The sequence below is a fragment of the Bradyrhizobium sp. RD5-C2 genome (assembly GCF_019972155.1).
Lineage (GTDB): Bacteria > Pseudomonadota > Alphaproteobacteria > Rhizobiales > Xanthobacteraceae > Bradyrhizobium.
Genome location: NZ_BOVL01000022.1, coordinates 134,689 through 148,535, shown reverse-complemented (window position 1 = coordinate 148,535; position 13,847 = coordinate 134,689). Strand labels below are relative to the sequence as shown.

Below are 13,847 nucleotides of genomic sequence, written 5' to 3'. Positions count from 1 at the left end.
GGAATCCCAAGGGATCAAGCAAGGGATCATGACCGCCCAGCCCGCCCTCGATCATGCATCCGCTCCGCCCCGCGACGCGCGATCCGTGCTCAGTTCCGTGTTCGGCCTGTCGGGCTTCCGCGGCGCGCAGGAAAAGATCGTCCGCCACGTCACCGATGGTGGCAATTGCCTGGTGCTGATGCCGACCGGCGGCGGCAAGTCGCTGTGCTACCAGCTGCCGTCGCTGCTGCGCGATGGCTGCGGCATCGTGGTGTCGCCCTTGATCGCGCTGATGCGCGACCAGGTCGCGGGTCTCACCGAGGCCGGCGTCAACGCTGCGGTTTTGAATTCGACGCTGTCCTATCAGGAAGCCTCCGAAGTCGAACGGCGGCTGCTCGCCGGCGATCTCGATTTGCTTTATGTCGCGCCGGAACGGCTGTTGACGCCGCGCTGCCTCAATCTACTCAACCAGGCGCAGATCGCACTGTTTGCGATCGACGAGGCGCATTGCGTCTCGCAATGGGGCCATGACTTCCGCCCGGAATATATCGGCCTGTCTGCGCTCACCGAGCGCTTCCCGAAAGTGCCGCGCATCGCGCTGACGGCGACCGCGGACGCGTTGACGCGAAAGGAGATCGCCGAGCGGCTGTCACTCACCGACGCGCCGGAGTTCGTTGCAAGCTTCGACCGCCCCAACATCCGCTACGAGATCGTCGACAAGCAGAACGCCACCGCGCAGCTGAAGAACTTCATCAAGGAGCGCCATGCCGGCGACGCCGGCGTGGTCTATTGCCTGTCGCGCGCCAAGGTCGAGGACGTCGCGGCGTCGCTCAGCGAGGCCGGCATTCCCGCGCTGCCCTATCACGCCGGGCTCGACGCCAGCGTGCGCGCCCGGAATCAGGACCGCTTCCTCAATGAGGACGGCATCGTGATCGTCGCCACCATCGCGTTCGGCATGGGCATCGACAAACCCGATGTGCGCTTCGTCGCGCATCTCGATTTGCCGAAGAGCATCGAGGCCTACTACCAGGAGACCGGACGCGCCGGGCGCGACGGCAAGCCGTCGGCCGCCTGGATGGCTTACGGTCTCTCCGACATCGTGCAGCAGCGCCGCATGATCGACGAATCGACCGGCTCCGACGCCTTCAAGCGTGTCTCGATCGGCAAGCTCGATGCGCTGGTTGCGCTCGCCGAGACCGTGCATTGCCGGCGGCAGCGCCTGCTCGGCTATTTCGGCGAGACCCGCACCGATGAAAGCTGCGGCAATTGCGACAACTGCCTGACGCCGCCGCGGGTCCGCGACGGCAAGGTGCTGGCGCAGAAGCTGCTCTCTTGCGCCTATCGCACCGGGCAGCGGTTTGGCGCGATGCACCTGATCGACGTGCTGGTCGGTCGGCTGACCGAACGCGTCAAGCAGTTCAACCACGACCACTTGTCGGTGTTCGGCATCGGCCGCGAGCTCAATGAGAAGCAGTGGCGCGCGGTGCTGCGCCAGCTGGTGGCGATGGGCCATCTGCGCGCCGACAGCGACGCCTTCGGCGCGCTGAAGCTGACCGACAGCGCCCGCGGCGTGCTGAAGGGCGAGACCGCGGTGATGCTGCGCGAGCAACCGGAAGGCGCGCGTAACCGCGCGGTCCGCGGCAAGTCGCGCCGCGGCGAGCTCGCGCCCGCCGCCGACAGCCCCGGCGGGATCGCCAGCCCAGCGCTGCATGCGGCGCTACGCGCCTGGCGCTCGGAGGTCGCACGGCAGCGCGGCGTGCCGGCCTATGTGGTGCTGCACGATTCGACCATCGACGGCATCGCCGCGATGCGTCCGGATACGCTGGACGAGCTGCGCAACATCGCCGGGATCGGCGACAAGAAGCTCGAGCATTACGGCGACGAGCTGATCCGGATCGTGAAGGCCAACGACGACTGAACAATCGGCATCGGCGACTGCCTCGCCTCGGTGACGACAACGTGACACCGGCGCGGTGCCCCCGCGCTTTGTCTCGTTGACGGCAGCCAGGCACCCGCTCATCCTGACCGCGTTTCCTTAATTCATCCACCAGAGGAGCCGAGCATGAGCAGCAAGCCGACGATCGTTCTGGTTCACGGATTCTGGGGAGGTGCGGCGCACTGGAGCAAGGTGATCGTTGCGCTCACGCGCAAGGGGCACACTGGCCTGCAAGCGGTCGAGATGCCACTGACCTCACTCGCCGACGACGCCGATCGCCTGCGCAAGATGGTCAAGCAGCAGAGCGGTCCGGTGCTGCTGGTCGGCCATTCCTATGGCGGCGCCGTCATCACCGAGGCCGGCGACCTGCCCAATGTCGCGGGTCTCGTCTATATCGCCGCCTTCGCGCCCGACGCCGGCGAGAGCCCCGGGGGCATCAGCCAAGCGCTTCCGCCGGCTGCGATCGCCAATCTTGCGCCCGACAGCGACGGCTATCTCTGGATCAAGCCCGACAAATTCCACGAGAGCTTCTGCCAGGACCTGCCTGCCGATGAAGCGCTGGTGATGGCGGTCACCCAGAAGGCGCCGCTTGCCAGCACCTTCGGAAACAACATCACCGCGCCGGCCTGGCGCAAGAAACCGGCCTGGTACCAGATTTCGAGCGAAGACCGGATGATCAACCCCGACAATCAGAAGCGGATGTCGGAACGGATGAAGCCCCGCAAGATCATCACGCTCGCTGCCGGCCACGCCTCGCTGGCCTCGAAGCCTGTCGAGGTGACCGCCTTCATCGACGAGGCCGCGACGAGTCTCGCCTGACGCAGCGCCCGGATACCGCAGCCCTCGGCGCCGCGGCATAGGAGCCATACCCGGCGTGGCAGCGCATGCGCTTGCGGGCCGCGCCGCCCTCGCCCTAATCTTTCGGTCGTCGCGTCCAACGAGGCGTGACCAAGACTTAACGACAAGAGATAGGGAAGAGACGGGCCATGGCTCAGGAGAGCACCGCGCGCAAGGCTGCGCGCCCTGCCGAAACTGGAACGTTCGACGCCGTCGTGATCGGCGCAGGGTTCGCCGGCATGTACATGCTGCATCGGCTGCGCGGGCTCGGCTTCACCGCGCGGGTCTATGAGGCCGGAGGCGGCGTCGGCGGCACCTGGTACTGGAACCGCTATCCCGGCGCGCGCTGCGACGTCGAGAGCCTGCAATACTCTTTCTCGTTCTCCGAGGAACTCGACCAGGACTGGAGCTGGTCGGAGAAATATTCTCCGCAGCCCGAAATTCTCGCTTACGCCAACCACGTCGCCGACCGCTTCGACCTGCGCGGCCAGATCGTGTTCGACACCCGCGTCACCGCGGCAACCTTCGACGAGAAAGCAGGCAGCTGGCTGATCGAGACCGATCGCGGCGACAAGGTCACTGCCAAATTCTGCATCATGGCGGTCGGTTGCCTGTCGGCGCCGAACCGCCCTGCTTTCCCCGGAATGGCGGATTTCCGCGGGCCGATCTATCACACCGGCGAATGGCCGCATGAGGGTGTCGACTTCACCGGCCTGCGCGTCGGCGTCATCGGCACCGGCTCGTCCGCGATCCAGTCGATCCCGATCATCGCGCAGCAGGCGTCGGAGCTCACCGTGTTCCAGCGCACCGCGACCTGGTCGGTCCCGGCGTGGAACGAGCGGCTGTCGGCGGAATATCTGAAGGAAGCCAAGGCGCATTATCCGGAACTGCGTGCGAAGGCGCGTGCGCGCCCGACCGGGTTCTACTTCCTGTTCAACGCCCAGCCCGCATTGCAGGCAAGCGAGCACGAACGCGAGCGCCTCTATGAGGAAGCCTGGCAACGCGGCGGCCTGCCCTTCCTCGGCGCGTTCGGCGACCTCTTGTTCGAGAAGGCCGCCAACGACACCATCGCCGATTTCGCGCGCGAGAAGATCCGCGGCATCGTCAAGGATCCTGCCACCGCCGAGCTGCTGTCCCCTCGAAACGTGTTCGGCTGCAAGCGGCTCTGCGTCGATACCAACTACTTCGAGACCTACAATCTGCCGCATGTGAAGCTGGTCGACGTGTCGAAGACACCGATCGAGCGGTTCACCACCGAGGGCATCGTGGTCGACGGCACCGAATACAAATTCGATGCGATCGTCTCCGCCACCGGCTTTGCCGCCATGACGGGCTCGTTCGACAAGATCGCGATCACCGGCCGCGGCGGGCAGACGCTCGCCGAAAAATGGCGCGCCGGCCCGCGCGCCTATCTCGGTCTCGCCTCGGAAGGATTTCCGAACCTGTTCATGATCACCGGGCCCGGCAGTCCGTCGGTCCTGGCGAGCATGATCCAGGCGATCGAGCAGCATGTCGACTGGCTGGCAGATTGCATCGGCCACATGCGCGACGTCGGCGCCGACACGATCGAGGCGGTGCGCGACGACGAGGACGCCTGGGTCGCCCATGTCAACGACGTCTCCACGGTCTCGCTGCGCTCGACCTGTAGCTCCTGGTATGTCGGCGCCAACATCCCGGGCCGTCCCCGCGTGTTCATGCCCTATATCGGCGGCTTCCCGATCTATGTGCAGAAATGCAATGAGGTGATGAATTCGGGCTATGACGGCTTCGTGCTGCAGGGTGCCCGCAAAGGCAACGCGCCGCCGCAGGTCCGCTTCACCGAGCGCTGGCAGGTGCCGCTCGACATCGAGGTGATCTCGCCGGCCGCGGTCGCCGCCAAGCGCGTCCCTATGGTCTGAACCTCAGCGGTATCCCGGCCGGGATTGCGCGTGATAGTGTCGTGCCGGCCCGCGCTTCGCATCGCGGGCCGCACGGGGGACGATGGCCGACACGGCATTGCAGGGATTGGTCGAGCGGATCGGCGCGGATCACGTTGTGCGCCGGCTTGGAATCGAGGCCGCGCACGAGAAGCAGCTGTTCGGCCAGGGCACACTGCTATTCAACGTCGAGAACTGGAAGCTGGCGCCGTGGGTCATCGAGACCGCGCTCAAGCTGGCCGGCCTCCATGGCCGCGCGCGGCGCAACGCCGACCGGGTCGAGGTGCGGCACAATCTGGTGACGTCGACGCGCCTGCCGGCGGCCTTCGACGGCTTCATCATCCTTCATCTCAGCGATCTCCATGCCGACATCAGCCAAGGCGCGATGCGGCATCTGACCGACATCGTCCGCACTATCGCCTGCGATATCTGCGTCCTCACCGGCGATTATCGCGGCAAGACGTTTGGCGCGTTCGAAACCAGCCTCGCGCTGATGAGGGATCTCTGCGCGCGCATCAAGCTGCCGCTCTACGGCATCCTCGGCAATCACGACAGCATCCGCATGACGCCGGCGCTGGAGGCGATGGGCATCAGGATGCTGTTCAACGAGCAGGAGCCGATCACGCGCAACGGCGCGACCATCCATCTCGCCGGCATCGACGATGCGCATTTCTATCGCACCGACGACATTGCAAAGGCTGCCGCGGCGATCCCGCGCGATGCGTTCTCGATCCTGCTCGCGCATACGCCGGAATCCTATCGCGAGGCGGCCGCGGCCGGCTTCGACCTGATGCTGAGCGGCCATACCCATGGCGGTCAGCTCTGCCTGCCCGGCGGTATCGCGATCAAGCTGGAGGCGCGGCTGCCGCGCAGGATGGGCCGGGGCGCCTGGCGCTTCCAGACGCTTGCCGGCTACACTGGCGCCGGTGCGGCTCAATTGCCCGGCCGAGATCACGGTGCATACGCTGCGGCGGCTCGGCGAGTGACACGATAGACCGCCGCGCTGACATCAATTCCCCGGCTTCTTCGCGCCGGCAGCTTGTTCGTTCACCTTGCACGTGACCAGGAGCGTAAAGCCGCGCGCGGCCTTTGCGATCTCGGACGTCTCCCGCTTTGTCGCATCATGCCATTCGGCACTTTGGTACTGCACCGCGCTGTTGTCGAGGAAGTCACGCAACGCCCCGGTCTTGATCGCGAAGTTGATGTTCTCCGGGATGGTTCCTGTTGCCCGCGCGACCCTGACGGCGTCGAGCTTCGCGGCGACGACGCCGACCACACCACCGCCGAGATCGAACAGCGGTCCGCCACTGTTGCCCGGCTGCACCGCGGCGCTGATCTGCAGGAAGCGGGTGTCGTTAAGGATACCGCTCAGCGAAGAGACGATGCCCGTCGTCACGGTGAAATCGGACGTCAGCAGTCCGTGATAGGGATAACCGATCGCCACCACGCCATCGCCGACCAGAATGGCATTCTGCCTGATCTTGGCGACATCCTTGAACGGGGACGGCGCCTGCAGCAACGCGAGATCGTTGGTTTCATCGCTGGACACCAGCCGCAGTTTGGCCGGCGCCTCGCCGCTGAGGTTTCCGGTAATCTCGCTGCAACCGTCGACGACATGATGGTTGGTGATGACATGGCCGCTGCTGCTGACCACGAAGCCGGTCCCGGTCCCGGACTTCGCCTGCTTCTGTGGCGGCGGGTTCGGCGCAGCCTGCGGCGGCGCGGCCGCGGGCTTGGTCGCGACCGCGAATTCGCCGGCACTGGCGACGCCATTCTTCTTCACCGAGACCACGCAGTTGAGCAGCGCCGGCAGCAATTGCGCGGTCTGATTGAGGTTGAACTGAAACAATTGTCCCTGCGCGAAAGCCGTCATCTGCCGCGCCTTGCGGAACTGATTAATCAGCGCCGAATTCACCGGCATCTCGACATTCACGAGCTTCTCGCCGAGCGGCATGCCGTAGACATTGAACGCGGGCTGGCCGTCGAAGGTCAGCGCTAGCGGAAAGGCTTCGCCAGGCTTCAAGCGCCAGCTGTCATGAGCCAAGCCCAGCCGCCAGCTGCCATTCGCGGCAACCGCCACCATGAAGAAGATGCCGCTCTGGTAGGTACTCCCCGCCGAGCAATGCGTGAACGCGCCGCTCTTGTCGTCGGTGAAGGCGCCGCCCTTCCAATTGCCGACCGTGATCGAGCCGTAGGGACCGCGGGCGCTCGATGGAGTTGCGGACGCAAATAGCCACGCGGCCACCACGGCCGCCCAGATCGCAACTCTCATGACATGCACTCCCCAGCCACAACCCCTTATAGGAGGCGAAGAAATTCATCCGCAAGTGGTGTGCGGCTTGGCCTTTGGTCGAGCGGCCACGCAATACCGCCGCGGATGAGGCGATCGCCACACCCTCTGGTTACAGAAGGCATGTTCCTATTTTGTTCCTAAGATGTCAACCCGGACACATTCCTCGCCGAGCCGGGCGGACGCTATTGCGGCTCCCGAACCGAAGACTGCGTCGGCGGATTTGGATCGCTGAACCAATAGCGGGATGCGAAGGCATGCACGCCGACGCCGATCAGGAAGATGCCGGCATAGAGCTCGATCTCGCTGTTCATCGCCAGCAGGCGAGCGCGCGGCGTATGACCATGGCTCTGGTAAGCCCAAAACCAATGCCCCACCGCAACGATGCCGACGCCGAGCGCGGCAATGGCTCGGCCGGCCGCATTCATCATCCTCACGCGAAGGTCTCCCGACTCGCCCGGCTTGGGCAGGATATCGGGAGAAGCTGACGCCGACCTGACATGGTAGTGGCGTAGCCCGGATGCAGCGAAGCGAAATCCGGGCTACGAAACGGGATCGCCTCAGCCGTTCCTGAACGCGTAGGCGTAGCCGTTGAGCGCCGGCGCGCCGCCGAGATGGGCGTAGAGCACCTTCGATCCGGCCGGGAAGAAACCCTTCTGCACCAGATCGATCATGCCCTGCATCGACTTCCCCTCGTAGACGGGGTCGGTGATCATGCCTTCCAGCCGAGCGCTTAGGCGGATCGCCGCCTTGGTTTCTTCCGACGGCACGCCATAGGCGGGATACGCGTAGTCCTCGATCAGCACGACATCATCCTCGACGATGTCGCGGCCGAGTTCGACCAACTTTGCGGTGTTCTGCGCAATCGACAGCACCTGCGCCTTGGTCTGCGCAGGTGTGAACGAACCGTCGATGCCGATCACGTTGCGCGCGCGCCCGTCGGCGGCGAAGCCGACCAGCATGCCGGCATGGGTCGAGCCGGTCACCGTGCAGACGACGATGTAGTCGAACTTGACGCCGAGCTGGCGCTCCTGCGCACGCACCTCTTCGGCGAAGCCGACATAGCCGAGCCCGCCATATTTGTGCACGGAAGCGCCGGCCGGAATCGCGTAGGGCTTGCCGCCCGCCGCCTTCACTTCCTCGATCGCCTGCTCCCAGCTCTTGCGGATACCGATGTCGAAGCCGTCGTCGACCAGGCGCACATCCGCGCCCATCACGCGCGAGAGCAGGATGTTGCCGACGCGGTCGTAGACTGCGTCCTCATGCGGCACCCAGCTTTCCTGCACCAGCCGGCACTTCATGCCGATTTTGGCCGCGACCGCCGCGACCATGCGGGTGTGGTTCGACTGCACGCCGCCGATCGACACCAGCGTGTCGGCGTTGGAGGCGATCGCGTCGGGGATGATGTATTCGAGCTTACGCAGCTTGTTGCCGCCGAAGGCTAAGCCCGAATTGCAATCCTCGCGCTTGGCATAGAGCTCGACCTTGCCGCCGAGATGCTTTGACAGCCGATCGAGCTTCTCGATGGCGGTCGGCCCGAAGGTGAGCGGGTAGCGCGCGAACTTCTCCAGCATGCTGGCATCCTCTTTGGTGATCTGGAACGGCGGCCAGAACTATCACTCCGACGGCGAAAGGTGCTCTCTAACTCGGCCCCCGTGATTACTGAAGATTGCTGAATTTCGTCGTGATGATGTAGTTTCTTTCACCAATATGACCAATAGTGAGAGATTCTTCCATGTCCGCCCGACTCGATCGCATCGACCTCAAGATGTTGAGATTGCTGCAAAAGAACGGCCGGCTGAGCAACGCCGAGCTGGCCGATCAGGTCGGCGTCAGCCCCGCGACCTGCCATCGCCGGACCCAGGCGCTGTTCGACGAGGGCTTTCTCAGCGGCGTCCGCGCCATGGTGGCGCCGCGCAAGGTCGGCATGGGCACGCTGGTGATGGTCGGCGTCGTGCTCGACCGCTCGACGCCGGAGAGCTTTGCGAGCTTCGAGCAGGCGGTGGCGAAACTCAAATGCGTGCTCGACTGCCACCTCGTCGCCGGCGACTTCGATTACTTCCTGAAGATCCGCGCCGGCGACATGGAGGATTTCAACCGCATCCATGGTGACCAGCTGATCGCGCTGCCGGGCGTGCGGCAGACCCGCACCTTCTTCGTGATGAAGGAGGTGGTGGACAATGCGGCGCTGGAGTTCTGAGAAGCTAAAGCGCGATGGGATTGGGTTGAATCGTCATCGCGCTTCAGATTCTGGTTCTAGCATGATCTTTTCGGAAAACCGCTTCGCACTTTTCCGGACCATGCTTGGCTCCGCTCGGCAACCTACTTCGAAGCCTTGTCGATCTTGTGCGCCAGATGGCCGGTCTGATGATCGCGACGGAGCTGGCTCAGCGAGGTCTCGTTCAGCGCAGCCAGGACATCGCTCAGCTTCTCGGTTTCGGGATAGCCCGCCGCGAAACCCGGCCCGTAAACCTTGCGCAAGGTACGCAGCAGCGTGTTTCCGTGCTTGCCGCTGATCTCACCGTCCTTGTTGGGATGCCGGTGGTCGAGACCTGCCTTGCTCATGTTGCTCTCCCTTGTATCATTGGCTGGCAGCATCTGCCTGCGGCGATCAAATGGCAATTGAGGCCGCAAAACGACCGGGAACCGTTCCGACGCTCTCACGCATCCTTCGTCGAAGGCGAGGTTTCGGTGGCTATTTGCACCGGATTCGGTCAATGTGCCCAATGTGCTCCTGCGGACTCCGGAGAGGCCTGACGCGGCTGTCGAACCAGCAAGTCGCGTCCATACGGGAAGCCAAAGCTCCATTGCGTCACAGCACAGTCCTGCGTGAGAGCCCCCAACTGCAGAGGTGGACAGATGTCATATGCCTACAAGCTGAATGAGGACGTTCGCCACCGGGCCCAGGGCCCGCAAGGTCGAGCTGAGGCCGATGAGCCGGCGGTCTACACCATCGTTCAACGCATGCCGATCGAAGCAGACGGGCGGCTTCGGTACCGGATCAGGAGCAAGGCAGGCAATATCGAGCGCGTGGTGACGGAAGAGCAGCTGTCGTATTCGCAGTAGGCAACGCAGCGCCGCCGAAAATCGGCGCATGCCACCTGCCGCGGACCGTGAGCGAGCATCCCGGAGTGCAAGCGGGAAATCAACCCGGCCGTTGCAGCTCGGGCGAGCCGCCCGAGAGGAGTAGTCCTTTCATTCGACTTGATGGGCCGCGCAAATCGGCGCAGTCTCTCCTGAACCTCCCCACAGGGCTGCAGGGTCGCCCGCGCGGCTGCGCGGGTAGATTCATCCGGGGATGACAGTCATGAACGTCACGGCGATGCGACTGGCCATACCGTTGCTGGCACTTGCGGCCGGCGGCACGGCTGCGTTCATCTTCGGCATTCACCAGACCCAGCAGATCCTGGGCGTGAGCACGCGGTTGATGGCGACAGCGCCAGCGGCTCCCGCGCAAGACCAGGACGCGGCAAAACAGGACAAGACTGCGCTGGCAAGGGCGCAGACCGAGACCGCGGCGCTGGCCAACGCGTTGGCAGGACCGTCGCCGACACCGGACGGCAACGCAGTGCCGGAGTTCGACGTCGTCAACATCGAGCCGACCGGCGCGACTGTTGTCGCCGGCCGAGCGCTCCCTGGCGCGACGGTGGAATTGCTGCGCAATGGCGAGGTGCACGATCGCGCTGTAGCGGACAAGTCCGGCCAGTTCGTGATGGTGCCGCGCCCGCTTCCGCCGGGAAACTACGATCTCACCCTGCGCATCACGCATGATGGCAAGCAGGTGACCTCCAAGCAGAGCGTGGCCGTGGCGCTCGATGCTGCGGCCAGCGAGCGGCCGATGGTGGCGCTGATGGCGCCGGACAAGCCGATCCGGGTACTGTCGCAACCTGCGCCCACCTCACCGGCGGCCGGCAAGGTGGCTGTCGAGGCCGTCCAGGCCGAACCCGGCGGAAAGCTCCATGTCAGCGCTCAGGCAACTCCCGGCGCGACCGTCAGGCTCTATCTCAACGACAGCTTGATCACATCCGCGACTGCCGACGCGGCGGGGCACCTTTCGGTCACGATCAACAAGGGCGTGACGACCGGCGACTATCGGATCCGGCTTGACGACGTCGACCTCGGCTCCGGCAAGGTCCGTGCACGGGCCGAGGTGCCGTTCAACGTTCCGGATACGACGACGACCGCATCGATCCCGGTACCTGCGGCGGCGTCCGCTCGTACGGATGGGACCACGCCGCAGCTCGCGGCGGCAACCACCGCTACGTTGAGCTCACCCTCCGCCGTGATCGTGGCGAAGATCGCGACGACCACCGTCGCCCGCGGCGACAGCCTGTGGCGGATCAGCCAGCGCGCATTGGGCGCCGGGCAGCGCTACGCGGTGATCTATCGGGCCAATTCGCGGCAGATCCGCAATCCCAATTTGATCTATCCCGGCCAGGTGTTCGTCATGCCTGCGCGTTGAGGCCGGCATTCGGCCAGCGGCGCAGTGGGTCTGGCGCACGCGCTTGCTCAGCACTAGATGTGCTGCCATGCAGCACCCCGCCCTCGAGGATTTCGTCGCCGGCCACCAGCGCCTGTTTGTCCTGACCGGGGCCGGCTGCAGCACCAATTCCGGCATTCCCGATTATCGCGACAGTGACGGCAACTGGAAGCGGACGCCGCCGGTGACGATCCAGGCATTCCTGGGTGAGGCGGCGACGCGCCAGCGCTACTGGGCGCGCAGCATGGTCGGCTGGCGGCGGTTCGGCCGCGCGGCGCCGAACGGTGCGCATCGCGCACTGGCGAAGCTCGAACAACAAGGCCGCTGCGAGCTGCTGCTGACCCAGAACGTCGACCGCCTGCACCAGGCCGCGGGCAGCCAGCGCGTGATCGACCTGCACGGCCGGCTCGATGTGGTGCGCTGCCTCGGCTGCGGCGCGACGATGCCGCGCGAGCAGTTTCAAGGCGAACTGGCGCGGCTGAATCCGGCCTGGCTCACGCTCGATGCCACTGACGCCCCCGACGGCGATGCCGATCTCGAGCAGGATTTTTCGTCATTCGTGGTGCCGGCCTGCGAGGCCTGCGGCGGCGTGCTGAAACCCGACGTGGTGTTCTTCGGCGAGAACGTACCGCGCGATACCGTCGCGGCGGCGCAGGCGCATCTCGAGCAAGCGGACGCTCTTCTGATCGTCGGCTCCTCGCTGATGGTCTATTCCGGCTTTCGCTTCGTCCGGATGGCGGAGCAGCGCGGCTTGCCGATCGCCGCCGTCAATCTCGGCCGCACCCGCGCCGACGAGCTGCTCACGCTCAAGGTCGAGGATAGTTGCGAGACCGCGCTGGCGTTTTTGCTGTAGCGCGCCGCACTCTCCCCGTCATTGCGAGCGAAGCGAAGCAATCCATCGTGCCGCACACGTTGAAGCATGGATTGCTTCGTCGCTTCAGCGAAAAATTGCTCTGCAATTTTGTCGCGAGCTCCTCGCAATGACCGGACTTGGTGTCTTCGTCACGCGCGATGGCGCTGCGACTTGGCCATCGGCATGTTGGCGTTCCAGTGCGTCCAGCTGACGCTGGCGAGGCTGCCCCGGTCCGTTGCCAGCGGACGGCGCGTGCGGCGCTCGTACTCGGCGATGCAGCGGCCGGACTCGCCGATCTTGCGCTGCAATTCGTCGATCGTCATCTGCGTCGCACGGCCGCAATTGGCCTTGCCGAGCTGATCGACCTCGATCGCCTTCAACGCCGCGCGCAGCTTCTTCAGCTGCGCGCGTTGCCAGGCGATGTGACTGTCGCTGTCTGCTGTCATGTGGCCGCCACCATCTTTGATCGTTGCACGCCGTTGGGAACCTCGATGTCGACTTCAAGCATCGAGACGAACTTGCCTCGGTCCATCTTGACCACGACCTTGTCGGGATCGACGTCGATATGCTTGGAGACCACGCCCAGGATTTCCGAGCGGAGCATCTCCAGAAGGTCCGGCGTGCCGGTCCGGCCACGCTCATGCGAAAGCAGGATCTGCAACCGCTCCCGCGCGACGGGCGCCGATGCAGAGCGGCCGCCGAACAGCCGCATTACGTTCATCATGCCGCCCTCCGTCGCAGCAGCCGGTCCATCAGCCCCTTGCGCTCGACCGGCACGGTCATCTCCACCGCCTCGCCCATCAGGCGCCGCACCGCGTCGGTATAGGCCCGCGCCGGCGCACTGCTCGCAGCGTTCAGCGTGACCGGGCAACCGACATTGGATGCGCGCAGCACGTCCTGGCTCTCCGGGACGATGCCGAGCAGCGGTGTGGCAAGGATTTCCAGGATATCGTTGATCGACAGCATCTCGCCGCGCGCGGCGCGGGCGGCATCATAACGGGTGACCAAAAGATGCTTCTCGACCCGCTCGCCGCGCTCGGCGCGGGCCGTCTTGGAATCCAGCATGCCGATGATGCGGTCGGAATCGCGCACCGACGACACTTCCGGATTGGTGACGATGATGGCCTCGTCGGCATAGCGCATCGCGAGCGTCGCGCCGCGTTCGATGCCGGCCGGGCTGTCGCACAGGATCCAGTCGAACTTGGTCTTGAGGTCTGCGATCACGCGCTTGACCCCCTCTTCGGTCAGCGCGTCCTTGTCGCGGGTCTGCGACGCCGGCAGCAGCCAGAGATTTTCCATCCGCTTGTCGCGGATCAGAGCTTGCGGCAGCTTGGCGACGCCCTGCACCACGTTGATGAGGTCGAACACGACCCGACGTTCCGCGCCCATCACCAAATCGAGGTTCCGCAGGCCGACGTCGAAATCGATGACGACGACGTTCTGGCCCATTTGCGCGAGCGCCGCGCCAAGCGCGGCGGTTGAGGTCGTCTTGCCGACCCCGCCCTTCCCAGACGTCACGACCAATACCTTGGCCATTCTCTCTCTCCTTGTGGTCG

At 65.0% G+C, this 13,847-nt stretch carries 15 protein-coding genes; 8 read left to right on the top strand and 7 right to left on the bottom strand.

Going from position 1 to position 13,847, the window contains the following annotated elements; translation table 11 throughout:
• Positions 1-28: 28 nt before the first annotated feature.
• From recQ to BraRD5C2_RS29470, 4 genes are all read left to right on the top strand, one after another.
• Entirely contained in the window at positions 29-1,897 is a 1,869-nt protein-coding gene (recQ, locus tag BraRD5C2_RS29485; RefSeq protein ID WP_223974610.1) for a DNA helicase RecQ, read from the top strand.
• A gap of 144 nt (positions 1,898-2,041) precedes the next feature.
• The gene (locus BraRD5C2_RS29480; RefSeq protein WP_223974609.1) at positions 2,042-2,734 is read left to right on the top strand and encodes an alpha/beta hydrolase; all 693 of its coding nucleotides are present in this window, start codon (positions 2,042-2,044) and stop codon (positions 2,732-2,734) included.
• 167 nt (positions 2,735-2,901) lie between these two features.
• Positions 2,902-4,650, top strand: coding sequence for a flavin-containing monooxygenase (locus tag BraRD5C2_RS29475; RefSeq protein WP_223974608.1), 1,749 nt, complete (start codon positions 2,902-2,904; stop codon positions 4,648-4,650).
• Positions 4,651-4,732: 82 nt separating this feature from the next.
• Positions 4,733-5,662 carry a metallophosphoesterase gene (locus tag BraRD5C2_RS29470; protein WP_223974607.1) on the top strand — a complete coding sequence of 310 codons (930 nt, stop codon included), beginning with the start codon at positions 4,733-4,735 and terminating at the stop codon, positions 5,660-5,662.
• A 15-nt stretch (positions 5,663-5,677) separates the two neighbouring features.
• Here the strand turns inward: BraRD5C2_RS29470 and BraRD5C2_RS29465 are convergent, their stop codons facing one another.
• The 3 genes from BraRD5C2_RS29465 to BraRD5C2_RS29455 all read right to left on the bottom strand — a co-directional run bounded on the left by BraRD5C2_RS29465 (position 5,678) and on the right by BraRD5C2_RS29455 (position 8,532).
• Positions 5,678-6,940, bottom strand: a complete 1,263-nt coding sequence (locus BraRD5C2_RS29465; RefSeq protein WP_223974606.1) for a S1C family serine protease — start codon at positions 6,938-6,940, stop codon at positions 5,678-5,680.
• Positions 6,941-7,143: 203 nt separating this feature from the next.
• Entirely contained in the window at positions 7,144-7,389 is a 246-nt protein-coding gene (locus BraRD5C2_RS29460) for a hypothetical protein (RefSeq protein WP_223974975.1), read from the bottom strand.
• A gap of 129 nt (positions 7,390-7,518) precedes the next feature.
• Positions 7,519-8,532 (bottom strand): 1-aminocyclopropane-1-carboxylate deaminase, encoded by a 1,014-nt coding sequence (locus BraRD5C2_RS29455; RefSeq protein WP_097676548.1) that lies wholly within the window; start codon positions 8,530-8,532, stop codon positions 7,519-7,521.
• Between the two features lie 161 nt (positions 8,533-8,693).
• Here BraRD5C2_RS29455 and BraRD5C2_RS29450 point away from each other — a divergent pair, with 161 nt between their 5' ends.
• Positions 8,694-9,158, top strand: coding sequence for an Lrp/AsnC family transcriptional regulator (locus BraRD5C2_RS29450; RefSeq protein ID WP_223974605.1), 465 nt, complete (start codon positions 8,694-8,696; stop codon positions 9,156-9,158).
• A gap of 122 nt (positions 9,159-9,280) precedes the next feature.
• Here the strand turns inward: BraRD5C2_RS29450 and BraRD5C2_RS29445 are convergent, their stop codons facing one another.
• Positions 9,281-9,523, bottom strand: coding sequence for a hypothetical protein (locus BraRD5C2_RS29445; protein WP_097676550.1), 243 nt, complete (start codon positions 9,521-9,523; stop codon positions 9,281-9,283).
• Between the two features lie 294 nt (positions 9,524-9,817).
• Between BraRD5C2_RS29445 and BraRD5C2_RS29440 the strand changes: the two genes are divergently transcribed.
• From BraRD5C2_RS29440 to BraRD5C2_RS29430, 3 genes are all read left to right on the top strand, one after another.
• Positions 9,818-10,024, top strand: coding sequence for a hypothetical protein (locus BraRD5C2_RS29440; protein ID WP_097676551.1), 207 nt, complete (start codon positions 9,818-9,820; stop codon positions 10,022-10,024).
• A 232-nt stretch (positions 10,025-10,256) separates the two neighbouring features.
• On the top strand, positions 10,257-11,420 hold the full coding sequence (locus tag BraRD5C2_RS29435) for a LysM peptidoglycan-binding domain-containing protein (RefSeq protein WP_463671636.1): 1,164 nt from the start codon (positions 10,257-10,259) through the stop codon (positions 11,418-11,420).
• A 67-nt stretch (positions 11,421-11,487) separates the two neighbouring features.
• Complete coding sequence (locus tag BraRD5C2_RS29430; RefSeq protein ID WP_223974603.1) at positions 11,488-12,291, top strand: NAD-dependent protein deacetylase; 804 nt, start codon at positions 11,488-11,490, stop codon at positions 12,289-12,291.
• Between the two features lie 149 nt (positions 12,292-12,440).
• On the opposite strand, the gene BraRD5C2_RS29425 is transcribed toward BraRD5C2_RS29430, so the two are convergent.
• From BraRD5C2_RS29425 to minD, 3 genes are read right to left on the bottom strand one after another with little or no spacing between them, the layout of a single operon-like run.
• Positions 12,441-12,737, bottom strand: a complete 297-nt coding sequence (locus tag BraRD5C2_RS29425; protein WP_223974602.1) for a hypothetical protein — start codon at positions 12,735-12,737, stop codon at positions 12,441-12,443.
• Positions 12,734-13,012, bottom strand: a complete 279-nt coding sequence (gene minE, locus BraRD5C2_RS29420; RefSeq protein ID WP_050401856.1) for a cell division topological specificity factor MinE — start codon at positions 13,010-13,012, stop codon at positions 12,734-12,736. Before minE ends, BraRD5C2_RS29425 begins: the two co-directional genes overlap by 4 nt.
• Complete coding sequence (minD, locus tag BraRD5C2_RS29415; RefSeq protein ID WP_223974601.1) at positions 13,012-13,827, bottom strand: septum site-determining protein MinD; 816 nt, start codon at positions 13,825-13,827, stop codon at positions 13,012-13,014. Before minD ends, minE begins: the two co-directional genes overlap by 1 nt.
• Between the last annotated feature and the right edge of the window lie 20 nt (positions 13,828-13,847).

Excerpts from the sequence above, each read along its gene's own strand:
- BraRD5C2_RS29480 (WP_223974609.1), top strand. The coding sequence starts at position 2,042 with ATGAGCAGCAAGCCGACGATCGTTCTGGTTCACGGATTCTGGGGAGGT.
- BraRD5C2_RS29475 (WP_223974608.1), top strand. The coding sequence starts at position 2,902 with ATGGCTCAGGAGAGCACCGCGCGCAAGGCTGCGCGCCCTGCCGAAACT.
- BraRD5C2_RS29450 (WP_223974605.1), top strand. The coding sequence starts at position 8,694 with ATGTCCGCCCGACTCGATCGCATCGACCTCAAGATGTTGAGATTGCTG.
- BraRD5C2_RS29435 (WP_463671636.1), top strand. The coding sequence starts at position 10,257 with ATGACAGTCATGAACGTCACGGCGATGCGACTGGCCATACCGTTGCTG.
- minE (WP_050401856.1), bottom strand. The coding sequence starts at position 13,012 with ATGAACGTAATGCGGCTGTTCGGCGGCCGCTCTGCATCGGCGCCCGTC.
- BraRD5C2_RS29455 (WP_097676548.1), bottom strand. The coding sequence starts at position 8,532 with ATGCTGGAGAAGTTCGCGCGCTACCCGCTCACCTTCGGGCCGACCGCC.
- BraRD5C2_RS29445 (WP_097676550.1), bottom strand. The coding sequence starts at position 9,523 with ATGAGCAAGGCAGGTCTCGACCACCGGCATCCCAACAAGGACGGTGAG.
- recQ (WP_223974610.1), top strand. The coding sequence starts at position 29 with ATGACCGCCCAGCCCGCCCTCGATCATGCATCCGCTCCGCCCCGCGAC.
- BraRD5C2_RS29460 (WP_223974975.1), bottom strand. The coding sequence starts at position 7,389 with ATGATGAATGCGGCCGGCCGAGCCATTGCCGCGCTCGGCGTCGGCATC.
- BraRD5C2_RS29425 (WP_223974602.1), bottom strand. The coding sequence starts at position 12,737 with ATGACAGCAGACAGCGACAGTCACATCGCCTGGCAACGCGCGCAGCTG.
- minD (WP_223974601.1), bottom strand. The coding sequence starts at position 13,827 with ATGGCCAAGGTATTGGTCGTGACGTCTGGGAAGGGCGGGGTCGGCAAG.
- BraRD5C2_RS29440 (WP_097676551.1), top strand. The coding sequence starts at position 9,818 with ATGTCATATGCCTACAAGCTGAATGAGGACGTTCGCCACCGGGCCCAG.
- BraRD5C2_RS29465 (WP_223974606.1), bottom strand. The coding sequence starts at position 6,940 with ATGAGAGTTGCGATCTGGGCGGCCGTGGTGGCCGCGTGGCTATTTGCG.
- BraRD5C2_RS29430 (WP_223974603.1), top strand. The coding sequence starts at position 11,488 with ATGCAGCACCCCGCCCTCGAGGATTTCGTCGCCGGCCACCAGCGCCTG.
- BraRD5C2_RS29470 (WP_223974607.1), top strand. The coding sequence starts at position 4,733 with ATGGCCGACACGGCATTGCAGGGATTGGTCGAGCGGATCGGCGCGGAT.